The following is a 20,585-nucleotide window of genomic DNA, read 5'->3' on the forward strand; positions in this document are numbered from 1 at the left end:
GTCGGTGGCTTTCGGGCCTTGGCTGATCGCATGGACGCCTTGGCAGTGCAGCGCCTTGGTGATCCCGCGATTCTGGCTGACGGTGGCGTCGTCTACGGAGCCTTCGCCTCCCCCTTTGTCGGCGCTGAGATCGGTGGCGGCAAGGCCGGCGCCGCACGTCTTGGGGGCGCAATCAATGCCGACGAGGTTTTAGAACCCACCCTTACGGCACGAGTGGTTGACGTGCAAGGTGTCAAGAAGGGTGACTACCTGACCATTGATCTGCCGCCCTCGCTGGGCGGCGGTCGCTACAAGGTCTTTCGGCTGAAGCCTGATGGCTCTGGCATGATTGATCTAGTGTTGAGTGTGAGCAATGAGCGAACTGACGACATTACATGATGCGATCACTCGCATTATCAGCGAGCGTATGCCCAAGGTTTTGCACGTTGAGCAGTTCCCCGAGCTGGGCGCCGACGTCCAAACGCCGGCGCTGCTGTACGGCATTACCGACATGACTTTGGGCACTGATCGGGGGGAGGGTAAAACGGCGCTGATTGGCCGTTTTCAGTCTTGTATTTTGATTGAGGCCGACCGCCCCAAGGCATCGCTACAGGCCGCTATTCTGGCGTCTCAATTGGCGGTGATTCTGAAAGATCAGTTTTGGGGGGGGCTGGATTTTGTCACCGGGCCGCCGGAGCAGATTCACGCCCAGCCAGAAGCCCCCCAGGAGAGTCTGGAGCAATTTGTGATGTGGTCGGTGCAGTGGATTCAGCCATTTGAAGTGGGTGAATTTCATTGGCCGTGGCCCGATGAGCCGCCCGGCTCGCTGATGCTCGGCATCAATGATGACCCGCGAGAAGACTTTTTCCCGGCCAGTGACCCGCCGTGAGTTATGCCAATGCGGAACATGACCGCATGATCGCCGCCATGCTGATGCCCTGTGTGGTGGTCGGCGTGGATCTGGCGGCCCCTGCGGTGCGTGTCAGTAATGGTGAATGGACAAGCGCCTGGGTGCGCTGGCACAGCCTGGCGGCTGGCAAGGCGCGGCACTGGCGGGCGCCCAGTCTGGGCGAGCAGGGGGTGTTGTTCAATCCAAGTGGCCAGGCGGGCATGGGGACGTTTATTCCCGGCCTGTATGGCAATGCCGGCGGGCCGCCGGATAACCGCGACCATGTAGAGGTTTGGCGCTTTGACGATGGTGGCTCGCTGGTCTACGACTGGGAGGCCAAGTCCTACACCATCACCGTGCCCAGTGGCACAGTAACAATCTCGGTCGGTGGCACTTCGGCCGTGGTGGATGATTCTTCCGTTACGGTAACGGCTGGCGACATCGGCCTGATAGGTGCGGTCAAAGTTGACGGGCCTTTGCTGGTCACGGGAGATGTTACCGGCCTCGGCAAGATCATGGACGCAGGCGGCAACAGCCCCAACCACAAGCATTAACCCCATTCACTCACAGCCCGCCGCGCGCGGGCTTTTTCATGCCTGGAGAAATCATGGCCAAGACCATCGAGAAGCCCGTAACCGAAGAACAAACCCCGGCCGCGCCGGCGACGCTGATGTTTCGCGACCTGGTGTACACGTCGCGCACCCTGGTAGTGCCTGAAACCGACCGAACCTATCCGGTGGCCAAGGGCCTGGTAGCGGTGCCGGAGTCCGACAAAGAGGCTGTGGCCTTCCTGCAAAAAAGTGCCGAATACGCCGCCCAGGAGGGCTAAGCCAGATGATCGGAATGGACCGCCACACTGGCCAGCCCATATCCGGCATTGAGCATTTGCGACAGTCCATCGCCGATATTTTGGGCACTCCCCTGGGCAGTCGCCGGCACCGGCCGGAATACGGCAGCAAGTTGCGCCTGTTTGTTGACTTACCAATAAACGCCGGTTGGAAAAGCTCGGTCCAGGCAGAGGCCGCCCGGGCCCTGGGGCGTTTAGAGCCTCGCTTTAAGCTGGAGCAAGTCACAGCGCTTTCTCTGCTGGACGGGAAAATCAACATGAGCGTTTCCGGTGAGTACCTGGGCGACAGCTTTGTCTTGGAGGTAAGTGTATGAGCATCGTGGATCTGTCGGCATTGCCGGCGCCGGAGGTGCTGGAACCCTTGGACTTTGAAGAGACCTACGAGGAAGGGCTGGCCGCGTTTCGCGGCGCCATGGGCGAAAACTGGACGGCAGCCCTTGAGAGCGATCCAGTCACCAAGCTGGTTGAGCTTGCGGCTTATATCAAGGTCTCCAACCGGGCGCGCGTTAACGACGGCTGCAAGGCGTTGTTGCTGGCCCATGCCATACGTGGCGACCTTGATCAGCTTGGCGCAAACGTTAATCTGAAGCGCCTGGTCATTCGGCCCGAAAACCTGCTGGCGGTGCCACCCGTTGAGGAAGTGCTTGAGGATGATGATTCGTTTCGAGAGCGTATCCAGCTGTCTTACGAGGGGCTGACCACGGCGGGACCGCGTAACAGTTACATCCTGCATGCGCGTAACGCGTCAGGGTTGGTGAGGGATGCCACGGCGGAAAGTCCCTCGCCGGCGCGCGTTACCGTAACGGTGCTGAGTACAGAGGGAGACGGTACAGCGTCGCCGGCGTTGCTTGCGACTGTCGCGGCGGCGCTCGATGACGACGACGTGCGTCCGCTTGGTGATCGAGTGACTGTCCAGGGGGCGCAAATTCTTCCCTACCGGATTGACGCCATCCTACACATGAACAGTGCCGGGCCTGAGGGTGATGCCAGTCTGACCGAAGCAAAGAACCGCTTGGCAGCATGGATCAACCCCCGCAAGCGGTTGGGGGTGGTGGTTGCGCGTTCCGCTGTAGACGCACAGTTGCACGTAGCCGGCGTTTCTCGGGTGGAGTTGACCGGGTGGAAGGATCTGGAGCCAACGAAAGCACAGGCGGCGTTCTGCACTGGTTTCAATGTGAATTTGGCGGGCTGACATGAAAAGTCTACTGCCGAGCAACAGCACGCCGTTGGAACGGGCCATGGAGGCGGCGTTCTTTGAAAAAACCATTGTTCCGTTGCGCACCCTCTACAACGCTGACACTTGCCCGGCCCACTTGCTGCTGCACTTGGCCTGGGCTTGGTCAGTAGACCGTTGGGACTATCGGTGGTCGGAAGCGACAAAGCGCGCCGCTATCAAGGCCTCCTACTACATCCACAAGCACAAAGGAACGATTGGCGCACTGCGCCGCGTCGTTGAGCCGCTGGGCTACCTGATTGAGGTTATGGAGTGGTGGCAGACGGTGCCCGAAGGCGTGCCCGGTACCTTTGCCTTGAAGGTGGGCGTGCTGGACTCCGGTATTACCGAAGAGATGTACCAAGAGCTGGAGCGACTGATAGACGACGCCAAGCCTGTCAGTCGTCCCATGACGGGCTTGGCAATCAGTCTTGAAACCCGAGGCGCTTTAAACATTGGCGTCGCCCTCTATGAAGGCGATGAAATCAACGTCTACCCACCGATGCAACGTGACATTGACGTCACAGGCTACATCGGCGCGGCAGGGCGTGAGCACACCATTGACACCCTGGACGTGTACCCATGATTGACCTTAACTCGCAATTCTTCGCCATCCTCACCAAGGTGGGGGAGGCGAAACAGGCCAACGCGGATGCGTTGGGTATTCCCTGGAACATTTCCCAAATGGGCGTTGGTGATGCCAACGGCACTGATCCTATCCCGGATCGGCTGCAAACGAAGTTGATCAATGAGCGCCGTCGGGCACCGCTGAATCAGTTGATGATTGATCCGCTGAATGCCTCGGTCCTGATTGCCGAGCAAGTGATCCCGGCCGACGTCGGGGGGTGGTGGGTACGGGAAATTGGCCTGTACGACGCGGACGGCGATCTGGTCGCGGTCGCCAATTGTGCGCCGAGCTTCAAACCGATGTTGGCCCAGGGGTCTGGTCGCACGCAGATTGTGCGGATGAACTTCATCATTTCCAGTATCACCAATGTGGTGTTGAAGGTCGATCCGGCGGTTGTGCTGGCGACGCGGGAGTATGTAGATCGCTCGATTATTGATGTGCTGCCGGCGAATAAGGCGCCGGGTACTTATAATCGGGTTACGATCAATGATCGGGGCATTGTGGTATCGGGTAGCAACCCTACAACATTAGCGGGCCATGGCATTGAGGATGGTTTAAGTTCAACGCCGAAACCAGGTGTTGTGGGAGCCATCGCCGACATACCAGTAACCACTTTGGGAACTTACATACCCGCAACTACCGATAAACCGCCAACCTCCAGCAATGGTTTATTTCTGCGGATGAAATGGCCAAGTGGAAACACTGCATTCGATATTTTCGGTCACGTAGGCGGCGGTGGCGATGTTTTAGCTTTCCGCCGTGTCCTTGGTGACGGTTCGTATGTGATGAGGCACGTTTGGCACGATGGGAACTTTAATCCCGCTTTAAAAGCAAACTTGGATAGCCCTGCCTTGACTGGGGTGCCGACAGCGCCGACAGCGCCCCCTGGTAGCAATTACGGCGAGGTTGCAAATTGTGCGTTCGTCTGGGCGGCGGTCAATACCTACGCAACCACAGTAACCGCCTCGTTAGCGACTAAGGCCCCCTTGAACAGCCCGGCGCTGACGGGCATTCCTACGGTGCCTACTGCTGCGCCGGGAACCAACTCGCTACAGGCAGCCAACACTGCTTTCGTTGCTGCAGCCATCGCCAAACTGGTCGATTCATCGCCGGGCGCATTGGACACGTTGAACGAGCTGGCAAAGGCGCTGGGGAACGATCCGAACTTTGCTACCACCATGGTCAATGAGTTGGCCAAGAAGGCCGAACATGCCACGACGTTGGCCGGTTACGGTATTACGGATGCATACCGCGTCGTCGATGTTGATTACAGGCTGAATGCCAAGGCCAACAAGGCAAACTCTTTGGCCGGATATGGGATCGGTGACGCGATTCGCAATCACAACCCGCTGCCAGGCGAAAGCATTGATATTCATGGTGGAACCTATGCGTTCCTTTCGGCCCCTTTAGAATCCACTGTTGCTCAAAACTGCTATTGGGATGGGGTGGACTGGGTACGTCATGACGGGGCAAAAAGTGCGGTATGTATCACTGCTACAAATGGTGTGGCGCAGGTTCGGACGGCGCTACCTGGAGCGGGCCCGATTCGTTGGGCCACAAGCGATCCGTTATGGACGTCTTCAAACGCGACTGTTTCGAGTTCGGCCGGCACCGGAACACTGAAACTCCCAAACGGCTGGATACAGCAGGTGTTTGATGTAACAGAAAGCCTGCACGCGGGTGACGTTCGCTACTTCCCTGTGTCCTTTCCAAATGAGTGTCTTGGCGTTTTCCCTTCCCTTACCAGCGCTACAGCAGGAAGTTATGCAAATAACAGCGGCCTTTGCGTTGGCGACGTCAACAAAGATCGCTTTGTGATCAGCGCCGGGGGGACTTTCTCGGCCGAAGGTCGTTTTCGTGTACTTGCAATAGGAAGGTAGCGCATGAAATTTTATTTCAGTCCATCAGTGACTGCCTTTTATCGGTCTGATATCAGTGGCGAGCTGGGCGGTGATGATTGTTCGATGCCTGATGATGCCCTTGAGGTGTCTAGCGAGGTATACGAGCGGATGTTGCGAGTCCGGGAGGAAGGTGGCCGAGTTGTCCCGGATGAAGACGGGATGCCGGTTGCAGCACCGGCCTTGCTCCCAACCACCGAGGAACTGGCCGAAAAGGCGCGGCGCTGGCGAGACGGGGTGATATCCAGCAGTGAGTGGATAGTGGCCCGCCATCGTGACGAGGTGGACATGGGGCAGGAAACCATGATTACGCCTGAGCAATTTTCGGAGCTATTGAGGTACAGGCAGGCCTTGAGGGATTGGCCGACCGTAGAAGGGTTCCCAAGTGCAGACCGGCGCCCAAAAGAGCCGGACTGGCTCGCTGATCAAGTCCAATAGCGCCCCGCACTGACGGGGCGTTTTCTTTTCCGCTTCTCCTTCTGGAAGTTCAACGATGAAAAACGCTTTCAATAGCGCGGCCTGGTTGTGCGCGTTTGTTTTTGCCGGGTTGCAATGGTTGGGCCTGGTCGTGTTGCGCCTGGTGCTGATCGTGCTGGGGCTTCCTGTGGTTGGTCTGGCGGCGCCGTTCCCGGTCGCCGGGGTGTCGCTGAGTGATGGTCGCCCTATCGTCAACCTGCGCCGCTGGGCCTGGCTCTTTGGCAATGACTTCGATGGTCTCGATGGCGATAAGCGCAACTGGTGGGCCGATAACTGTGACGCCCTGGTGTTGTTTGGTTTGCTCCCGTTGCTGCGGCGTCTTGGTTTGCCGATCGGCTCGCTCCCTGTGACCAGTTGGCTTGCCCGCTGGTGGTGGGCGGCCCTGCGCAACCCGGTCAATAACATGCGTCTTTTGCCCGTTTTCAGTTGCCCGGTGGGCGAGTGCCTGATTGAGCATCTTGGCGCCGCCCTGGTCGAGGACAAGCCCGGGCAAGCGGGCTGGCAGTTCGTCAGTGCGCGTCGCCCTGGTTGTCTGGCTCGTTGGTACGGCCTGTATTGCATCTGGCAATTGACCGGCGAGCGGGCTTTTGTGCTGCGTCTGGGCTTCAAGATCAAGCCCGAGCATGCGCTGGCCGCCGGCGAGCCCGCCAAGGGTATGACGTTCAAGCTCAACCCCTGGAAATCCATTTAAGCCCCGCTAGCAGCCCTTCCAGGCTGCTGTGCGTTACGCGTAACACGAACAACCTACGGCCCCGCTTATGCGGGGCTTTTTGTTTCTGGAGATTGAGCCCCATGAGTTTCTTCCACGGCATTACCACCTCTCTGATCGACACCGGCGCGCGCACTATCTCGCTCCCGTCGTCCTCAATCATTGGTCTATGCGACACCTTCACCCCCGGCATTCTCGGCGGCGGTATAGCAAAGGCGGGCGAGCTGAAGTTGATCACGACCGAGCGCGAGGCCATTGCTGCGTTCGGCGCTGATTCGGCGATTACTCGGGCGTGCCAGGCGATCTATGTGCGGGCAAAAGCTGTAATCGTCGCCATGGGCGTCCCCAAGCTCGATGACGCGGCGCTGCAAACGACCGCCATCATTGGTGGCGTATTAGCGGACGGGAGCCGTACCGGGCTCCAGGCGATGCTTGACGGCAAAAGCCGACACAACGCCCAGCCCAAGCTGCTGATTGCCCCGGGGCATTCCGCCACGCAGGCGGTGGCCACCGCTATGGACGCCCTGGCCGGCAAGCTGCGGGCGATTGCCATTGTCGATGGCCCTAACACTACCGACGAGGCCGCCATGGCCTACGCGCTGAACTTCGGCAGCAAGCGTATTTATCTGGTGGACCCGGGTGTGCAGTTTTGGGACAACGTAGAAAGCGCCACGGTGAACGCCCCGGGTTCCGCCTGGGTGGCTGGTCTGTTTGCCTGGACCGATGCCGAGTACGGCTACTGGGCGTCGCCGTCGAACAAGGAGTTTGTCGGCATCACGGGCACCACGCGGCCGGTGGAGTATCTGGACGGTGATGAGACTTGCCGGGCCAACTTGCTCAATAACGCGAACATCACCACGATCATTCGTGATGGCGGGTTTCGCCTGTGGGGCAACCGAACTTGCTCGGCCGATGCCAAGTGGTCGTTCGTTACGCGTGTGCGTACCTGCGACATTCTCATGGATGCCATCCAGGCGGGCCACAAGTGGGCTGTAGACCGCTCTATCACGAAAACCTATGTATCGGATGTGACCGAAGGGCTCCAGGCGTTTATGGCCGACCAGAAGAACGCCGGTGCTGTGATCAACTTCGAAGTCTACGCCGACACCGAGCTGAACACGGCCAGCCAGATTGAACAGGGAAAAATTTACTGGCGCATTCGTTTTACCGACGTGCCGCCGGCCGAGAACCCTAATTTCCTGATCGAAGTTACCAACGAGTGGCTGACCGAAGTACTTGAAGCAGCCTAAGGGGGCCGAGTAATGATTCCTGAAATTTTGAGCCAATGCGTCATGTTCATGGATGGCGTGAGCTTTTCCGGCGATGTGCCGACCATGACCCCGCCAAAGGTCAAGGAAAAAACCGAGGAATACCGGGGCGGCGGCATGAGCGGATCTGTCCAACTGCCCGTTGGCCTGGAGCCAATGGACGCTTCCTGGGTCACCAATGGCGTTCGTAAAGAGTCGCTGAAGTTCTTCGCCCTGGCGGACAGGACAGCTTGCAACGTGGTGTTCCGCGCCTCGTTTAAAGACCAGAAAGGCCGCTCGAAGCCAGTCAAAGTGACCCTGCGCGGTGCGCTGAATGAAATTGATATGGGGGACTTTGAGGCGGGCAAAAAGTCCGAAATCAAGCACGCCATGTCTGTGACCTACTACAAGCTCGAAATTGACGGACGTGTGATGTACGAGATTGATGTTGTGAACATGGTTCAAGTGATCAACGGTGTTGATCAGCTTGCCGGCGACCGTGCCTCCCTGGGCCTTTAAGGATTATTGATATGACCAACGTATCTCTCGCTGCACCGCTTCCGGCCTGGCTTGTCCTGAGCGACGAAGGCGTTACCGTAACGCTCAAGCACAATGCCAATTTCAATGGGGTTGTGACCGATAAGCTGATGATGCGCGCGCCCAGCGTAAAGGATGTTATGGCCGCAAAAATCGCCGGCAATGGTGACCATGAAAAGGTGGAGTTGAACTTGTTTTGCAGCCTGCTAACGGCCACTGAGGCCGAAATTACAAGCCTCAAATACAAGGACTACATGCGCCTTCAGGCGGGCTATTTTCGCCTGGTTGAAGAAGACGACGTGTAACGAGGGCTCGCTGAAGGTGCTGGCCAGGCGCTTGGCAAAAGAGACGGGTTTCTCGTCTGCCGAGATCCTGGCCATGCCCTTTAACGTGATGGTGTGGTGGCTCACGGAATGAGCCGCCGCTGATCTTCCCGACGTATAGGCGCGCACATGGCAAACAAACTGGCTCTTGGCCTGGTGATCGGCGGCGCCGTCAGCTCGACGGTGGGGGCGGCGTTCAAGGACGTCAGCAACAAAATAAAGAAGCTGGAGGAACAAGGCTCTAAGGCGCGGGTGCTGGAAAAAACCATCGGCGAAACTATGCGCTTGCGCGATGAATGGCGCAAAGCGCACATGGCTGGCGATAGGGGTGCTGCTGCGCTACAGCGAAAGCTTGAGAACAACCTGGAGGGCCTGCGTAAGCAGGGTGTTGAAGTGCGTAACCTGACCAAAGCCTATGGCGCCATGGGTCAGGCGGCGGCTAAGGCTGAGCTAAAGGCCAAGGGCCATATGCAGATTGATGCCGGCAAACAGCAGCTGAAAAGCAGCATTGGCCAGGCAGCGGCGGCCACCGCGTCAATGGCCATTCCGACAAAGGTCAGTGCTGACTTTGGCGCGATCATCCGAGACATTGCAATCAAGGCGAACATTGCCAACACGCCCGAAGAAGCGCAGATGTCGAAAACGATCATCGGCACATCGCGTGATACCGGCATGGCGCGCAATCAGGTGGCCGAGGTGGTTAACGCCCTGGTAGGGGCCGGAATGGAGCTTGATAAGGCCCTGTCATACGCGCCGGTGGCGGCCAAGTTTGCAATTGGCCAGGGGGCTGACGGCGGCGAAACAGCGCGGATGATCAACGCGCTGGGGCAGAACGCCAAAATCTCCGACCCAGCCGTGATGCAGCAGGCGCTGGAGGCTATCGCTTATCAGGGCCAAGCGGGCAGTTTTGAAGCGGTTGACATGGCTCGGTGGTTTCCTGACCTATTGGCAAAAATGGGCAATATAGGCATTACCGGCATGGATGCCGTGACGCAACTTGGCTCAATGCTTCAGGTGCAAATGAAGACCGCCGGCGGCGCTGATGAAGCGGCCAACAACCTCAAGAACTGGATGGAGAAAATCGGTTCTGGCGATACGGTCAAGGCCTACAAGGACGCCGGGATTGACTACCAAGGGTCGATGAATACCGGCCTGCAGAATGGTAAATCCACCCTTGAATCCAGCTTTGAGCTGGCACAGAAGTACATTGCGGCAACGGATCCGAAGAAAGCTGCAGCGATGGCGGCCGCTGCGGCGAAGATCAGTAAGGAAACTGACCCCGAGAAAGCCAAGGCAATGATCGCGTCCCTGGAGCAGGCTTTGCGTACCGGGGATTTGTTCGCCGACATGCAGGTTAAGGGCGCTTTGACGGCCTACCTGCAGAACAAAGAGCTGTATGCCCAGCTCAAGAAAGACTCGGCCAGTGCCACCGGGATCCTTGATAAGAACCTTGAAGAGCGCCGGCAGGCGTCGGCTCAGAAATGGGCAGAAATGGCCCAGGGCATGGACGAAGCTATGCGCGCCATTGGTGACGCATTCCGGCCGGTCACTGACAAAGTGGCGGATGGATTGGCCTATCTCACCCAGGGGCTGGCCAAGCTGTCGGACGAGTCGCCCCGGGTTGTGACGGGGATCGGCGGCGCAGTCGCCGCCGTGATCGCGTTTCAGACCGCTATGAGCGGGTTCAAGATTGCCAAGGGTCTACTCAACATTGGGCGCGGCTCGCTGATGGGTAATCCGAACATCCCGCAAAAAGTCATTGTCACCAACATGCCCATGGGCGGATCTGGCGGCATGGATTTGGGCGGCGTCGATGACGCTGGCGGCAAGGATGGAAAAGGTAAGGGTAAGGGTGGCGGTCGTGGTGCCCGAAACCCCGGGCGTGGCATTGGGGCAGGCATGAAGGGGCCGGCAATATTGGGCGTGATAGAAGCCGGTTTTAAGGTCAAAGACACTTACGATAACGCTGAAACCCAGGACGAAAAAGCCGAAGGATATGGCGCTGCGGCTGGCGGACTTGCTGGCACGCTCGCCGGTGCGGCGGCCGGGGCGCTCATCGGTTCGGCGGTACCGGTAATCGGCACTGTTCTGGGCGGCTTGATTGGGGGCTGGCTGGGCAGCATGGGCGGTGACGCCCTGGGCGGTACCATCGGCAAGTCGATGTTTGGCTCTGACGAAAGTACGAGGGCCATGCCGGTGGCGGGGCCGTTGATGATGCGGGATGCCGGCAAGGACATGCCGCCGGTGCTTGGCGATATTGCGAAGTCGTTTGAGCCCGCGCGTACTGGTCCGCTCATGATGGCCAACCCAGGCCAAGGCGTGTTGTCGGTAGCGCCTGGCGCAGTCAATCCGGGGGATGCCGCGCGATCCATGATGCTCCCCCCGGCCAGCGCTGATGCAGCGGTGGGGCCGCTTGCGGCGCCTCTGGCGGCGGCGGTGGTGGCGAAGGTTCAGCCGGCGAAAATCGATGCCAAGATAGACATCAACGCGGCCCTGACAGTGACAGTGCAAGGCGACGTTAGAGACCCGGCCGAGCTTGTGGCCCAGTTGCGGCCGCTGATGGAGCAACAACAACGCGAGATCGCCCAGCAGTTGGAAAATCGCAAGCTCTACGACGCGCCGCATATCTAGGGGGAAATATGGAAGTACTGGTACAGCTACAGTCTGGCCTGAAGTACCTGGCCACGGCCGGTGAAGAGGGGCGGCGCAGTATCGACGGGGTGATGGGGCCGGTAAACGGTGCGATCAGTGAAATTACCGGGGCTGCCGATGCCCTGGAGGATCTGCCGTTTGTTGGCCCGGCGGTGGGGGCGAAACTACAGCGGGTTATGCGCGGAATCTCCACGGCCCAGGCCAAAGTGGGCCAGGTGATCGCAAAGTACAACCGGGCCACTCGGGCGCTATCGAATGTTGATGAGCGCATGGGGGTCTTGAAAGAGCAGGCCGGGCGAGCAGCACGAACGATTAACAAAATCGCCGGCATGATTGACCCGTCACTGGCAAACATCATCCCCACTGGTGCGTTTGCCACGGACGCAACGCCGGCGAAAGAAGCGGTTAAGCCGTTTCCGCATTTGCTGATTCTTCAGCCGTTGGACCCGAAGGCTCAGCCGTATTACTTCAATCTTGATACGGCGGCTTTCGACTCGTTGCGGCGCTCGACCGAATATCGCTGGGCGTCCCAGGAGCGATTAACGCGGCGTTCCGCCCAGCAGGCCGTGGGCATGGGGGACGAAAAAATAACGCTGAAGGGCGATATTTTCCCCGGTTTCAGGGGGGGATTAGGTCAGCTCAATACGCTGCGCTCGATTGGCTCCAAGCTCAAGCCTTTGACCCTGACCACGGGGTATGGCTTTGTCCTGGGCACTTGGTGCCTCAAGACCATTGACGAGGATCAAAGCGCCCTGATGCAGGGCGGTATCCCCCGCAAGCAGGCGTTTACCTTGGAGTTTGTGCGCTATGGCGACGATATGCAGAACATCTGACGGGGATCTGCTAGACACCATTTGCCATAACTTCTATGGCCATCTGGTGGGCGCGGTTGAGGCGGTACTGGCGGCCAATCAGGGCCTGGCAGATGAGGAACAACCCTACCGCATTGGCGTGGTGATCGTTCTGCCGGATCTGCCAGGCCCCGTGGATGATCAGGTGGCCCTGTGGGACTGATTCAGTTCACGGCCTCAAGGCAGGCTTGGCGCTCCTTTTCGTAGCTGTCTACGCCGTTTTCAAACTGACGAGTGTTGAGGGCGATCAGGCCTTGCCACGCTGACGCGGCGCTTATGCCGGCCTCGTTGCACTTGTGGAACGGGGTGAACAAAACCCCGAACTTTCCGCCCTCGCTCTCAAGGCTAGCCAACGCCTGGGCCTGCTTGCGTCGTTCAACCGGGTCGGCTTTGCCGCTGCGGATCTGCGCGTTCCCGCGCTCTACCGCTGCATCTAAACGAGCAATGAAGTCTTTTGCGTCGCTTCGCGTCGGCTCTGCGGCCTGGCTGGAAAGTGCGGTGCCTGCGAGCAGTGCTGCGATAAACATCCGTTTCATGGAATTCCTTACTGACTGAGGTTGAGGGCCGGAATTCTATGGACGGTTGAGTAGCGAGTCTATTCAGCGTTACGCGTAACGCCTTTCTATCAATTGCGCCTGGCGCGTTCTCTTGGCCAATGCTTATGACCCCCCAATTTAGAATCGTTGCGAACGGTTCCGACATTACGTCTCTGATCAATGATCGGCTTTTGCTGCTGCGCACCACGGACAAGCCCGGGATGGAGTCGGACGAGTTTGAGTTGCGCATTGATGACCGTGACGGCCTGGTGACACTGCCCAAGCGCGGCGCTGGGATCGAGGTCTACCTGGGCTATGCCGAAACCTCCCTGGTGCGCCTGGGGCGTTATGTGGTTGATGAGATCGAAGTTTCAGGCCCGCCGGACACCATCGTTATCCGTGGCAAGGCCAGTGACATGCGCGGAACCGGCAAATCCATCCGCAGCGGTAGCTGGGAAGACGTGCCGCTATCGAAAATTGTTTCCGATATTGCGGCGCGCAACGGCTGGGCCCCGGCTTGCACCGTGGCTACGAAGGTTGTGCGCGCTGACCAACTCCACGAATCAGACTTCAGCTTTGTCACGCGCTTAGCCAAGCAATATGACTGCACTGCCAAGGTCGGTGATGGCAAGTTGATGGTGATGCAGCGCCAAGCGGGGCTGAGTGCCAGCGGCAAAGTGATTGGCGCTATCACCCTAACGCGCAGTGACGTAAGCCGCTGGCAGTTTCGCTTGGGTGACCGTAACGCGCACAAGACCGTGGCGGCCAAGCATCAAGACAAGAAGACGGGCAAGTTATCGGTGGTCTCGCTGGACAACGATGACGTGCCGGACGGCCTGCCGGCAGTACACACCGACCGGCACATTCACCCAAACAAGACCGCCGCCGAATCTGCGGCTAAGGCGCGCTTGGCGGCGTTTAACCGCTCGACAGCCGGTCTGCGCCTGGAAATGCCGGGCCGCACGGATCTTTTTGCCGAGCGCTCTATCAACGCCCATGGCTTCAAGGTGGGGCTTGATGGTGAGTACCTGGTGGATTCTGTGGAACAGACATTCACTCAAGCCGCCTGGTCCACCACTGTCGAGTGCAACGGCGGCAAAAAAGGCAAGGCCAAAGCCCGGGGCAAGAAAACGAAGAAAGCCGCGAAACCCGTCAAGGTCGTGAGCCTGGCGTAACAGTAATTCCCCTTATCCCGCCGAGCGCGGTTCATTCATATTCGGAGCTTGTATGGCTATTACTCAACAGCAACTGCTGCAAATTCTTCCGAACGCCGGCCGCCAAGCCGGCGTTTTTGTTCCTGTGCTGAATACGGCTATGAGTAAACACGGAATTGTCACCATTGCTCGCATTGCGGCGTTCATCGCCCAGGTCGGGCATGAGTCGGGCCAGTTGCGCTATGTGCGGGAGATCTGGGGGCCCACGGCGCAGCAGGTCGGATATGAAGGCCGTGCTGACCTGGGCAACACCGTTAAAGGGGATGGATCAAAGTATCGGGGCCGGGGGCTGATCCAGATCACAGGCCGGGCCAATTACGCGGCGTGCGGTGAGGCCATGGGCCTGGACCTGATCAACCAGCCTGAGCTTTTGGAGCAGCCGCAGCACGCCGCAATGTCGGCGGCGTGGTTCTGGTCGACGAAAGGCCTGAACACCCTGGCAGACAAGGGGGAGTTCGTGAAGATCACCCGTCGGGTCAATGGAGGGGGCAATGGCCTTGAGGATCGCCAGCGGCTGTTCGCCCAGGCGCAGAAGGTGCTCGCATGACACCCGGGCAGATCCTGGCCGCAATCCTGCTGGCGATGGCGATCAGCGCCGGCGGCACTTGGCAAGTACAGGACTGGCGCATGGGCAAGAGGTTGGCCGAGCAGGCCGGCCTGCATCAGGGCCAGCTGGGCAGGATCAGCGCGGTGGCCATCAAGCAATTGCGCGACGAGCAGGACAGGCGCCTGGGCCTGGAGAAGACGTTGGCCACCACCGATCAACAACATACCCGAGAACTTTCCGATGCTCAACGCAACCAGGCCCGCCTGCTTGACCGCCTTGCTACTACTAATTTGCGGCTGTCAGTCCTTCTCGACGCCACGGATTCAGCCAGTGGCTGCAACGTGCCTGCCGCCTCCGGCGCCGTCGGCGTGGTTCATGCAGCCCGTAGAGCCCAACTTGACCCAGCGCATGCTCAACGAATTATCGCCATCACCGATGCCGGCGACCAAGGATTGATCGCGCTGCGGGCGTGCCAGGCGTATGTCAGGGCTATAGCGCCCTGACCTAAATTCCCGGTCGCAAAAATTAACATGACCCCCAATAAGCACCCACTTTGCAAAGGATTGCAAAAATGACAAACCCAATCGTTCCATGGATGGGCGGCAAACGTCGTCTGGCTGACCGCCTTATTCCACTGTTCCCACCGCACGAATGCTACGTTGAAGTGTTTGCTGGTGGTGCTGCGCTTTACTTCATGCGCCCTCAGGCCGCCCCGGTCGAAGTCCTCAACGATATCAATGGCGACCTAGTGACGTTGTACCGGGTCGTGCAGAACCACCTGGAGGAGTTCGTGCGCCAGTTCAAATGGGCGCTCAGCTCGCGCCAGGTGTTTGAGTGGCAGAAGATGACCAGGCCCGAAACGCTCACCGACATTCAGCGAGCTGCTCGGTTTTTCTACCTGCAGCACCACGCATTTGCGGGCAAGGTCAGCGGACAGACCTTTGGCACTGCGACGACGGGACCCGCTATCAACCTGCTCCGGATCGAGGAAAACTTGTCAGCCGCGTGGCAGCGTCTTTCCGGAACCTATGTTGAAAACCTCGGCTGGCTTGAATGTGCCGAACGTTACGACCGGCCTCACACCTTCCACTACATGGACCCGCCTTACTGGCAGACTGCCGGGTATGGTGTGGACTTTCCGTTTGAAAACTATGAACGGATGGCTGACTTCATGCGGCGCTGCAAAGGAAAGGTGATGGTCAGCATCAATGACCATCCGGACATACGGCGGGTATTTGAGGGGTTCCACTTTGAAACTGTGGATATTCGCTATTCCACGACGAATCAGCGGCAAGGGAAGGCCGAGGTCAGCGGGGAGTTGGTGATAATGAATTGGAGACCCTCTGATCTCGGAGGGCTTTTCTAGGTCAGGCGCTTTATCAGCCCCGGGCCTTTGTTCCGTACGTTGCCCACGGGCGTATCGACCTTGAACCATTCGAAAGTCTCGGCCGGCTCGCCCTGGTGCAACACCATCTGCTCGGCACGCTCCTTGGGCGTGGTCGGGTCCAGCCATTCCCTGGCCAGCTCCGGCGTCAGCACCACGGGCCGCCGGTCGTGAATGTCCACCATGCCGCCGGCGCTGTCGGCGGTGATGATCACAAAGCCGTCATGCTCGCCTTGGCCTTCTTCTGCGTCGGGTAGCTGGCCTATGGCCGCGCACAGCACTGGCGCGCCATCCCGCCGGCGAATCAGATAGGGCTGTTTCTTTGGCCCCCCTTCATCAACCCATTCAAACCAGTTGTCCACGGGCGTGATTGCCCGGTGTGGCCAGATCTCACGGAAGAACGGGCCGTGGCCACCTTCTCGACGCGAGCGTTGAAAGGCGCGGCTCGATCCTTGGCCCAGTGTGGCCGCCATCCCCAGCGCACTACATCGGCGTGCAGCAGATCGCCCTGTAGATGGAGCAGGGCGACCTACTGGGACAGCGTCACGTTGTACCGTCGTGAGTCGCGAGACCCAAATGTTAGATAAATCTGTCCACTTTTTCCCGCTTGATGGCCCGGCGGGTTGGAGAATGCTCGATGTGGGCCCGCTCGGCAGCAAGCGCGAACTGAAGTCCCTCGGCGACAGCCAGAATTAGCGCAAATGTCGAAGCTCCATAAATACCTAGCTCTTTCTCAAAATGGGCAAAGTTTTTGACCCATGGTTCGACCCAATATGCACGACCTTGTCGTACCAGAAAGTCGAGGAGCGGGGTAACACAAAATCAGGCCGACATATCACGCGACTGCCTTTATATACTATTTGGCTATCGGCAGAGCACACCCTCTTGCCGCGCTTGCTGCTAAAAGTTGAGCGCGCCGACTTTGAGCGGCCTCGATAGCACTGTGTTTTTCCAAGGTATTGCCGATGCCAAGATCGACCATGAACGAGAGAACAGACCTTCCATCGAAATTGCTTTCTTTCTCCACTTCATCAAGGTATGTATCGATTTTTGCAGTTTTAATATCAATATCTTGGCAGCTTAGTTTGACCTGTTGTGCGCTTGTGAGCGGTTGCTGGCGGCCATAATGCTTGGTCGCGCAACCAGAGACCAGGACCACTATGAAAAGGATAACGGTTGTTCTTTTCATATACTTACTCCCAACAAATCTAAATATGCATTCATTTGATGGTTTCATCTTTTGTAGCCTCGCCTTTGTGCTTACCGCAAAACGAAAAAAACTGACGCAACCTCGACTTGATTCGTCCCCAATATTCCTTGCCTAGCAAGGCGATAGAACCCGCGAAAAATATTTCGCCAGAAATAATAAGTGTGGTGACGGCGGTCGCTTTGTTAGGGATGTCGAAGAAAGGAACGATTGGTGTCGCGATCCAATGCATGGCCGCAATGCAGAGCAACGCAAACCCTGCCTTTTTTCGTCCGCTAAGTTTGATATTGGTCATGGTCTCAATCGCTCATTGCTTTGCATCTGTTCATTGAGAAGCCGACACTTGCGCCAAGACTCCGCAGCGTGGGAGAGAAGAGCCCCAGGAGGGCGACGAGCTAGCCCAAGACACACATCAACACGATCAGCCAGCGAATGCCGATTTCTTCCCCTAGTGGAACCGTCAACGCTAGACTGACCGGCGCAGCCAGCTTCATGATCATTGAAAACAAGGACAGCGCTAGGCCTGGCAAGTGATTGGGAAACACGGATTGCAACAATGCGGTCAGCGGTGCATTGCCAAGGACGAAGGTTAAGACGCTCCGTACCCCCCAAGACACAACCACACCGGATAGTCGACCCGGCGCCAGAGCAGTGAGAGCTAGTGCTAAAAAGGAAGCGGCAACGCCCCACACGATCTAGGGCACCTGTCGGAGTGCTCCGATTCAATAGCTCGAAAGTACGGCAGGATTGAGTGGCTTTCATAGAAATGGTGGCATTAAGTTTATGATTGGCTGAAAAGGGTTGATGACTCAAGGTCCTTCTTGGCAGCTAGTCTTCCCCTCTCAGGGGCTGAAGGTCTTTCGGGAGCCATTTCATTTTATGGGTGCGTATGCACGCACTCATTTAACGTCTTGAATAAAGCTGAAATACTCAGCTTTCCGAAGATTCCGGTGTTTTAATCGCGCGCATCATTGCCTGATAGCCGGCACGCTTATACACAGCTAGCAGGTGCGGCCTTGGGGTAGAAATATCGATAACAGCATTACCTATTGCAGTACAAATAGCGTTCTGAAATTCAATCGAATGTGCCAAATCCAGTCCCTGGACCAACGGGAGCCCCTCCATGGCGATGTCAACGAGTCGCATGCCCCTGGCCATCTGTTCATTGGATAGCTTGCCGGAGACCATCAACTTGTTGCTCGTCGCATTAGCGGCAGGATTGACCAGCGCCCAATCGACATAAGCGTCCCAAACAGCCTGACTTTGGCTGGTGCCGGGTAGCGACTTCACCACGCTCTCTGCAAACAGTTGCTCGGATACATCAAGCAAGTGGTCAAACACTGCACGCATTAGAACGTCCTTATTTTCAAAGTAGCGAAACAATGTACCCTCTGCGACCCCAGCCCTCTTCGCAATTGCTGAAGTGGGAGCGCCCAAGCCGTGTTCCGCGAAAATCTCAATGGCGGCACGCAATAGTGCTTTTTGCTTCTCTTCGCTGCGGGGACGGGCCACTTGTAACCTCTTTAAATTGAGTGAGTGATCGCTCATTATAGCGCCAAAACCAAGTCTGGCAATAGATACCGGCGTGGGAACTGACGGGTACATCGTGCCTCGAACTGGACGAACCCGCCCCACCCAGGCAGGAAATCTGCTGTAGCTGGGTGGTCGGAACGCGCCTGACCGAGCTGCCGCCGATTAATGAGGCGGTGGCCACCTACATGATGCGAGCCTCGGAAAAGCTCCGGGCGCAGAACTCGCACTGCAAAAAGGTCCGTGTCTCCATCCGAACGGGCATGTTCAATCCGGACGAGGCCAAGTATGCCAATGGGGTAGTGGTGGGTATGCCGTATCCAACTGACGACGTGCGCCTGCTGACCAAGGCCGCAGTCGATGCTGCTCAACCTTTGCCAGCCGGGCGAGGACACCGTCGATCTGTTCGCCGTGCCGCAGCCTGCGGAGGCTACCAGGGTGATGTCGGTGCTTGACCAGATCAATGGAAGGTGGGTAAGGGGAGCGCTGCGTTCGGCCAGTGTACCGACGAATCCCGACTGGGGAATGCGTCGGGAGATGATGAGTCAGAGCTATACGACGAGGCTTGATCAGTTATGGTCTGTAGCTTGTAAATGAGGGGGTTGTATTCGGTCTGCAGGACGCCGGGGAAGGGATGGGCCTCGTACCAATTTTTGTACCACTGGTCGTGTTTCGCTATCGAATGGTGGGTATCCCAAAGTAGGCAAACCCCCGTATTTGCAGGGCTTGACCACTTTGGAAAACCTAGTAATACCCGAAATTAATATTATTAGTATGGGCCAGAAACTGTCGAATGTTCTTCTAAAACCAGACGAAAGCTCTTAAAAACAAAGAAAAAACGACTTTTTTTGCGGGCAATAAAAAGCCCCGCCATAAGGCAGGGCTTCTTTAGTGCGGCGGGTTATTAGCTGTGCAGCGTTTCGGCCGCGTACAGGGTGTTTTCCAGAAGGCACGCACGGGTCATCGGGCCTACGCCACCCGGCACCGGAGTAATCCAGCCGGCACGGGGCAGGGCGGTTTCATACACTACGTCGCCCACCAGCTTGCCGTCTTCCTGGCGGTTGATGCCGACGTCGATGACGATGGCGCCTTCCTTGATCCACTCGCCCTTGACCAGGCCCGGCTTGCCGGCGGCGACCACTACCAGGTCGGCACGGCCGACGTGGCCTGCCAGGTCCTTGGTGAAGCGGTGGGTGACGGTCACGGTGCAGCCGGCCAGCAGCAGTTCCATGGCCATCGGGCGGCCAACAATGTTGGAAGCGCCAACGACTACCGCATCCAGCCCATACAGGTCCACGCCGGTGCTTTCCAGCAGGGTCATGATGCCTTTTGGCGTGCAGGGGCGTAGTAGGGGGATACGCTGGGCCAGGCGACCGACGTTATAAGGATGGAAACCGTCGACGTCCTTGTCGGGGCGGATGCGCTCCAGCAGCAGGGAGGCATCCAGATGCTCCGGCAGCGGCAATTGCAGCAGGATGCCGTCGATGTTCGGATCGTCGTTGAGGCCGTCGATCAGGTCGGTCAGTGCCTGTTGGGTGGTGTCGGAAGGCAAGTCGTAGGCCTTGGAAACAAAGCCGACCTCTTCACAGTCTTTACGCTTGTGCGAGACATAAACCTGGGAGGCAGGATCGCTGCCGACCAGGATCACCGCGAGCCCCGGCGTGCGCAGGCCAAGCTTGCGACGTTCGGCGACACGTTTGGCGATCTGCTGGCGCAGGCTGGCGGCGATTGATTTGCCGTCGATAAGTTGTGCAGTCATTACGCGTGATTAACCATCGAGAGGGGGAGGAAAAGTGCGCGCATTCTCGCACGCCAGGACGTGAGGGCAAAGGCGCTTGGTCTGCAAATTCCCCTAACCCCTTAAATAAAATGAATTTTTTTCAAAAAAGATTTGACGGCCCCTGGGGGCGTCTATAC

25 protein-coding genes and 2 pseudogenes are annotated in these 20,585 nt (G+C 58.0%); 21 read left to right on the forward strand and 6 right to left on the reverse strand.

Annotated features, from left to right (window positions below):
* Nucleotides 1–30 precede the first annotated feature (30 nt).
* The 16 genes from HBO11_RS03835 to HBO11_RS03910 all read left to right on the forward strand — a co-directional run bounded on the left by HBO11_RS03835 (nt 31) and on the right by HBO11_RS03910 (nt 12,413).
* On the forward strand, nt 31–378 hold the full coding sequence (locus HBO11_RS03835; protein ID WP_262380950.1) for a hypothetical protein: 348 nt from the start codon (nt 31–33) through the stop codon (nt 376–378).
* On the forward strand, nt 353–868 hold the full coding sequence (locus tag HBO11_RS03840) for a hypothetical protein (protein ID WP_262380951.1): 516 nt from the start codon (nt 353–355) through the stop codon (nt 866–868). The genes HBO11_RS03835 and HBO11_RS03840 overlap by 26 nt, the downstream gene beginning before the upstream one ends.
* The gene (locus HBO11_RS03845; RefSeq protein WP_170058805.1) at nt 865–1,422 is read left to right on the forward strand and encodes a phage baseplate assembly protein V; all 558 of its coding nucleotides are present in this window, start codon (nt 865–867) and stop codon (nt 1,420–1,422) included. Before HBO11_RS03840 ends, HBO11_RS03845 begins: the two co-directional genes overlap by 4 nt.
* 53 nt (nt 1,423–1,475) lie before the next feature.
* Nucleotides 1,476–1,697, forward strand: coding sequence for a hypothetical protein (locus HBO11_RS03850; protein WP_170058806.1), 222 nt, complete (start codon nt 1,476–1,478; stop codon nt 1,695–1,697).
* 5 nt (nt 1,698–1,702) lie between these two features.
* A complete protein-coding gene (locus HBO11_RS03855) occupies nt 1,703–2,029 on the forward strand; it encodes a GPW/gp25 family protein (RefSeq protein ID WP_170058807.1) in 327 nt (108 codons plus the stop codon).
* The gene (locus HBO11_RS03860) at nt 2,026–2,907 is read left to right on the forward strand and encodes a baseplate J/gp47 family protein (RefSeq protein ID WP_170058808.1); all 882 of its coding nucleotides are present in this window, start codon (nt 2,026–2,028) and stop codon (nt 2,905–2,907) included. Before HBO11_RS03855 ends, HBO11_RS03860 begins: the two co-directional genes overlap by 4 nt.
* Before the next feature lies 1 nt (nt 2,908).
* Nucleotides 2,909–3,514 (forward strand): phage tail protein I, encoded by a 606-nt coding sequence (locus HBO11_RS03865; protein ID WP_170058809.1) that lies wholly within the window; start codon nt 2,909–2,911, stop codon nt 3,512–3,514.
* On the forward strand, nt 3,511–5,436 hold the full coding sequence (locus tag HBO11_RS03870; protein WP_170058810.1) for a phage tail protein: 1,926 nt from the start codon (nt 3,511–3,513) through the stop codon (nt 5,434–5,436). Before HBO11_RS03865 ends, HBO11_RS03870 begins: the two co-directional genes overlap by 4 nt.
* Before the next feature lie 3 nt (nt 5,437–5,439).
* Entirely contained in the window at nt 5,440–5,892 is a 453-nt protein-coding gene (locus HBO11_RS03875) for a phage tail assembly chaperone (RefSeq protein WP_170058811.1), read from the forward strand.
* A gap of 55 nt (nt 5,893–5,947) precedes the next feature.
* The gene (locus HBO11_RS03880; RefSeq protein ID WP_262380952.1) at nt 5,948–6,622 is read left to right on the forward strand and encodes a hypothetical protein; all 675 of its coding nucleotides are present in this window, start codon (nt 5,948–5,950) and stop codon (nt 6,620–6,622) included.
* A 101-nt stretch (nt 6,623–6,723) separates the two neighbouring features.
* Nucleotides 6,724–7,890, forward strand: coding sequence for a phage tail sheath family protein (locus HBO11_RS03885; protein WP_170058812.1), 1,167 nt, complete (start codon nt 6,724–6,726; stop codon nt 7,888–7,890).
* A 12-nt stretch (nt 7,891–7,902) separates the two neighbouring features.
* Nucleotides 7,903–8,406, forward strand: a complete 504-nt coding sequence (locus tag HBO11_RS03890; protein ID WP_170058813.1) for a phage major tail tube protein — start codon at nt 7,903–7,905, stop codon at nt 8,404–8,406.
* 11 nt (nt 8,407–8,417) lie between these two features.
* Entirely contained in the window at nt 8,418–8,729 is a 312-nt protein-coding gene (locus HBO11_RS03895) for a phage tail assembly protein (protein ID WP_170058814.1), read from the forward strand.
* A gap of 147 nt (nt 8,730–8,876) precedes the next feature.
* On the forward strand, nt 8,877–11,378 hold the full coding sequence (locus tag HBO11_RS03900; protein ID WP_170058815.1) for a phage tail tape measure protein: 2,502 nt from the start codon (nt 8,877–8,879) through the stop codon (nt 11,376–11,378).
* A gap of 8 nt (nt 11,379–11,386) precedes the next feature.
* The gene (locus tag HBO11_RS03905) at nt 11,387–12,232 is read left to right on the forward strand and encodes a phage tail protein (protein WP_170058816.1); all 846 of its coding nucleotides are present in this window, start codon (nt 11,387–11,389) and stop codon (nt 12,230–12,232) included.
* Nucleotides 12,207–12,413, forward strand: coding sequence for a tail protein X (locus HBO11_RS03910; RefSeq protein ID WP_170058817.1), 207 nt, complete (start codon nt 12,207–12,209; stop codon nt 12,411–12,413). Before HBO11_RS03905 ends, HBO11_RS03910 begins: the two co-directional genes overlap by 26 nt.
* Nucleotide 12,414: 1 nt before the next feature.
* Here HBO11_RS03910 and HBO11_RS03915 read toward each other — a convergent pair whose 3' ends face one another.
* The gene (locus tag HBO11_RS03915) at nt 12,415–12,786 is read right to left on the reverse strand and encodes a hypothetical protein (RefSeq protein WP_170058818.1); all 372 of its coding nucleotides are present in this window, start codon (nt 12,784–12,786) and stop codon (nt 12,415–12,417) included.
* Between the two features lie 125 nt (nt 12,787–12,911).
* Here HBO11_RS03915 and HBO11_RS03920 point away from each other — a divergent pair, with 125 nt between their 5' ends.
* The 4 genes from HBO11_RS03920 to HBO11_RS03935 all read left to right on the forward strand — a co-directional run bounded on the left by HBO11_RS03920 (nt 12,912) and on the right by HBO11_RS03935 (nt 15,913).
* On the forward strand, nt 12,912–13,961 hold the full coding sequence (locus tag HBO11_RS03920; protein WP_170058819.1) for a contractile injection system protein, VgrG/Pvc8 family: 1,050 nt from the start codon (nt 12,912–12,914) through the stop codon (nt 13,959–13,961).
* Between the two features lie 52 nt (nt 13,962–14,013).
* Nucleotides 14,014–14,547, forward strand: coding sequence for a glycoside hydrolase family 19 protein (locus HBO11_RS03925; RefSeq protein WP_170058820.1), 534 nt, complete (start codon nt 14,014–14,016; stop codon nt 14,545–14,547).
* Nucleotides 14,544–15,050 carry a lysis system i-spanin subunit Rz gene (locus HBO11_RS03930; RefSeq protein WP_170058821.1) on the forward strand — a complete coding sequence of 169 codons (507 nt, stop codon included), beginning with the start codon at nt 14,544–14,546 and terminating at the stop codon, nt 15,048–15,050. Before HBO11_RS03925 ends, HBO11_RS03930 begins: the two co-directional genes overlap by 4 nt.
* Before the next feature lie 68 nt (nt 15,051–15,118).
* Nucleotides 15,119–15,913, forward strand: a complete 795-nt coding sequence (locus HBO11_RS03935; RefSeq protein ID WP_170058822.1) for a DNA adenine methylase — start codon at nt 15,119–15,121, stop codon at nt 15,911–15,913.
* On the opposite strand, the pseudogene HBO11_RS03940 reads toward HBO11_RS03935, so the two are convergent.
* The 4 genes and pseudogenes from HBO11_RS03940 to HBO11_RS03955 all read right to left on the reverse strand — a co-directional run.
* Nucleotides 15,910–16,487: pseudogene (locus HBO11_RS03940) on the reverse strand (SOS response-associated peptidase family protein); the annotation flags it as partial. The gene HBO11_RS03935 and the pseudogene HBO11_RS03940 sit on opposite strands and share 4 nt — an antisense overlap.
* Nucleotides 16,488–16,787: 300 nt before the next feature.
* Entirely contained in the window at nt 16,788–17,120 is a 333-nt protein-coding gene (locus HBO11_RS03945; protein ID WP_170058823.1) for a hypothetical protein, read from the reverse strand.
* 31 nt (nt 17,121–17,151) lie between these two features.
* Nucleotides 17,152–17,433, reverse strand: a complete 282-nt coding sequence (locus HBO11_RS03950) for a transporter suffix domain-containing protein (protein WP_170058824.1) — start codon at nt 17,431–17,433, stop codon at nt 17,152–17,154.
* Nucleotides 17,434–18,068: 635 nt separating this feature from the next.
* Entirely contained in the window at nt 18,069–18,686 is a 618-nt protein-coding gene (locus HBO11_RS03955; RefSeq protein ID WP_222936212.1) for a TetR/AcrR family transcriptional regulator, read from the reverse strand.
* A 35-nt stretch (nt 18,687–18,721) separates the two neighbouring features.
* On the opposite strand from HBO11_RS03955, the pseudogene HBO11_RS03960 reads away from it, so the two are divergent.
* Nucleotides 18,722–19,265: pseudogene (locus HBO11_RS03960) on the forward strand (DUF4113 domain-containing protein); the annotation flags it as partial.
* 307 nt (nt 19,266–19,572) lie between these two features.
* Here the strand turns inward: HBO11_RS03960 and folD are convergent.
* Entirely contained in the window at nt 19,573–20,427 is an 855-nt protein-coding gene (folD, locus tag HBO11_RS03965; protein WP_169954403.1) for a bifunctional methylenetetrahydrofolate dehydrogenase/methenyltetrahydrofolate cyclohydrolase FolD, read from the reverse strand.
* Nucleotides 20,428–20,585: the final 158 nt, after the last annotated feature.

It is taken from the genome of Pseudomonas sp. WS 5010, from assembly GCF_012985565.1.
GTDB lineage: Bacteria > Pseudomonadota > Gammaproteobacteria > Pseudomonadales > Pseudomonadaceae > Aquipseudomonas.

Coding starts and splice junctions, on each gene's coding strand:
- HBO11_RS03900 (WP_170058815.1), top strand. CDS start 8,877: ATGGCAAACAAACTGGCTCTTGGCCTGGTGATCGGCGGCGCCGTCAGC.
- HBO11_RS03895 (WP_170058814.1), top strand. CDS start 8,418: ATGACCAACGTATCTCTCGCTGCACCGCTTCCGGCCTGGCTTGTCCTG.
- HBO11_RS03920 (WP_170058819.1), top strand. CDS start 12,912: ATGACCCCCCAATTTAGAATCGTTGCGAACGGTTCCGACATTACGTCT.
- HBO11_RS03870 (WP_170058810.1), top strand. CDS start 3,511: ATGATTGACCTTAACTCGCAATTCTTCGCCATCCTCACCAAGGTGGGG.
- HBO11_RS03860 (WP_170058808.1), top strand. CDS start 2,026: ATGAGCATCGTGGATCTGTCGGCATTGCCGGCGCCGGAGGTGCTGGAA.
- HBO11_RS03835 (WP_262380950.1), top strand. CDS start 31: ATGGACGCCTTGGCAGTGCAGCGCCTTGGTGATCCCGCGATTCTGGCT.
- HBO11_RS03890 (WP_170058813.1), top strand. CDS start 7,903: ATGATTCCTGAAATTTTGAGCCAATGCGTCATGTTCATGGATGGCGTG.
- HBO11_RS03875 (WP_170058811.1), top strand. CDS start 5,440: ATGAAATTTTATTTCAGTCCATCAGTGACTGCCTTTTATCGGTCTGAT.
- HBO11_RS03850 (WP_170058806.1), top strand. CDS start 1,476: ATGGCCAAGACCATCGAGAAGCCCGTAACCGAAGAACAAACCCCGGCC.
- HBO11_RS03905 (WP_170058816.1), top strand. CDS start 11,387: ATGGAAGTACTGGTACAGCTACAGTCTGGCCTGAAGTACCTGGCCACG.
- HBO11_RS03925 (WP_170058820.1), top strand. CDS start 14,014: ATGGCTATTACTCAACAGCAACTGCTGCAAATTCTTCCGAACGCCGGC.
- HBO11_RS03945 (WP_170058823.1), bottom strand. CDS start 17,120: ATGAAAAGAACAACCGTTATCCTTTTCATAGTGGTCCTGGTCTCTGGT.
- HBO11_RS03955 (WP_222936212.1), bottom strand. CDS start 18,686: ATGAGCGATCACTCACTCAATTTAAAGAGGTTACAAGTGGCCCGTCCC.
- HBO11_RS03885 (WP_170058812.1), top strand. CDS start 6,724: ATGAGTTTCTTCCACGGCATTACCACCTCTCTGATCGACACCGGCGCG.
- HBO11_RS03950 (WP_170058824.1), bottom strand. CDS start 17,433: ATGACCAATATCAAACTTAGCGGACGAAAAAAGGCAGGGTTTGCGTTG.
- HBO11_RS03910 (WP_170058817.1), top strand. CDS start 12,207: ATGGCGACGATATGCAGAACATCTGACGGGGATCTGCTAGACACCATT.
- HBO11_RS03930 (WP_170058821.1), top strand. CDS start 14,544: ATGACACCCGGGCAGATCCTGGCCGCAATCCTGCTGGCGATGGCGATC.
- HBO11_RS03915 (WP_170058818.1), bottom strand. CDS start 12,786: ATGAAACGGATGTTTATCGCAGCACTGCTCGCAGGCACCGCACTTTCC.
- HBO11_RS03865 (WP_170058809.1), top strand. CDS start 2,909: ATGAAAAGTCTACTGCCGAGCAACAGCACGCCGTTGGAACGGGCCATG.
- folD (WP_169954403.1), bottom strand. CDS start 20,427: ATGACTGCACAACTTATCGACGGCAAATCAATCGCCGCCAGCCTGCGC.
- HBO11_RS03855 (WP_170058807.1), top strand. CDS start 1,703: ATGATCGGAATGGACCGCCACACTGGCCAGCCCATATCCGGCATTGAG.
- HBO11_RS03880 (WP_262380952.1), top strand. CDS start 5,948: ATGAAAAACGCTTTCAATAGCGCGGCCTGGTTGTGCGCGTTTGTTTTT.
- HBO11_RS03935 (WP_170058822.1), top strand. CDS start 15,119: ATGACAAACCCAATCGTTCCATGGATGGGCGGCAAACGTCGTCTGGCT.
- HBO11_RS03840 (WP_262380951.1), top strand. CDS start 353: ATGAGCGAACTGACGACATTACATGATGCGATCACTCGCATTATCAGC.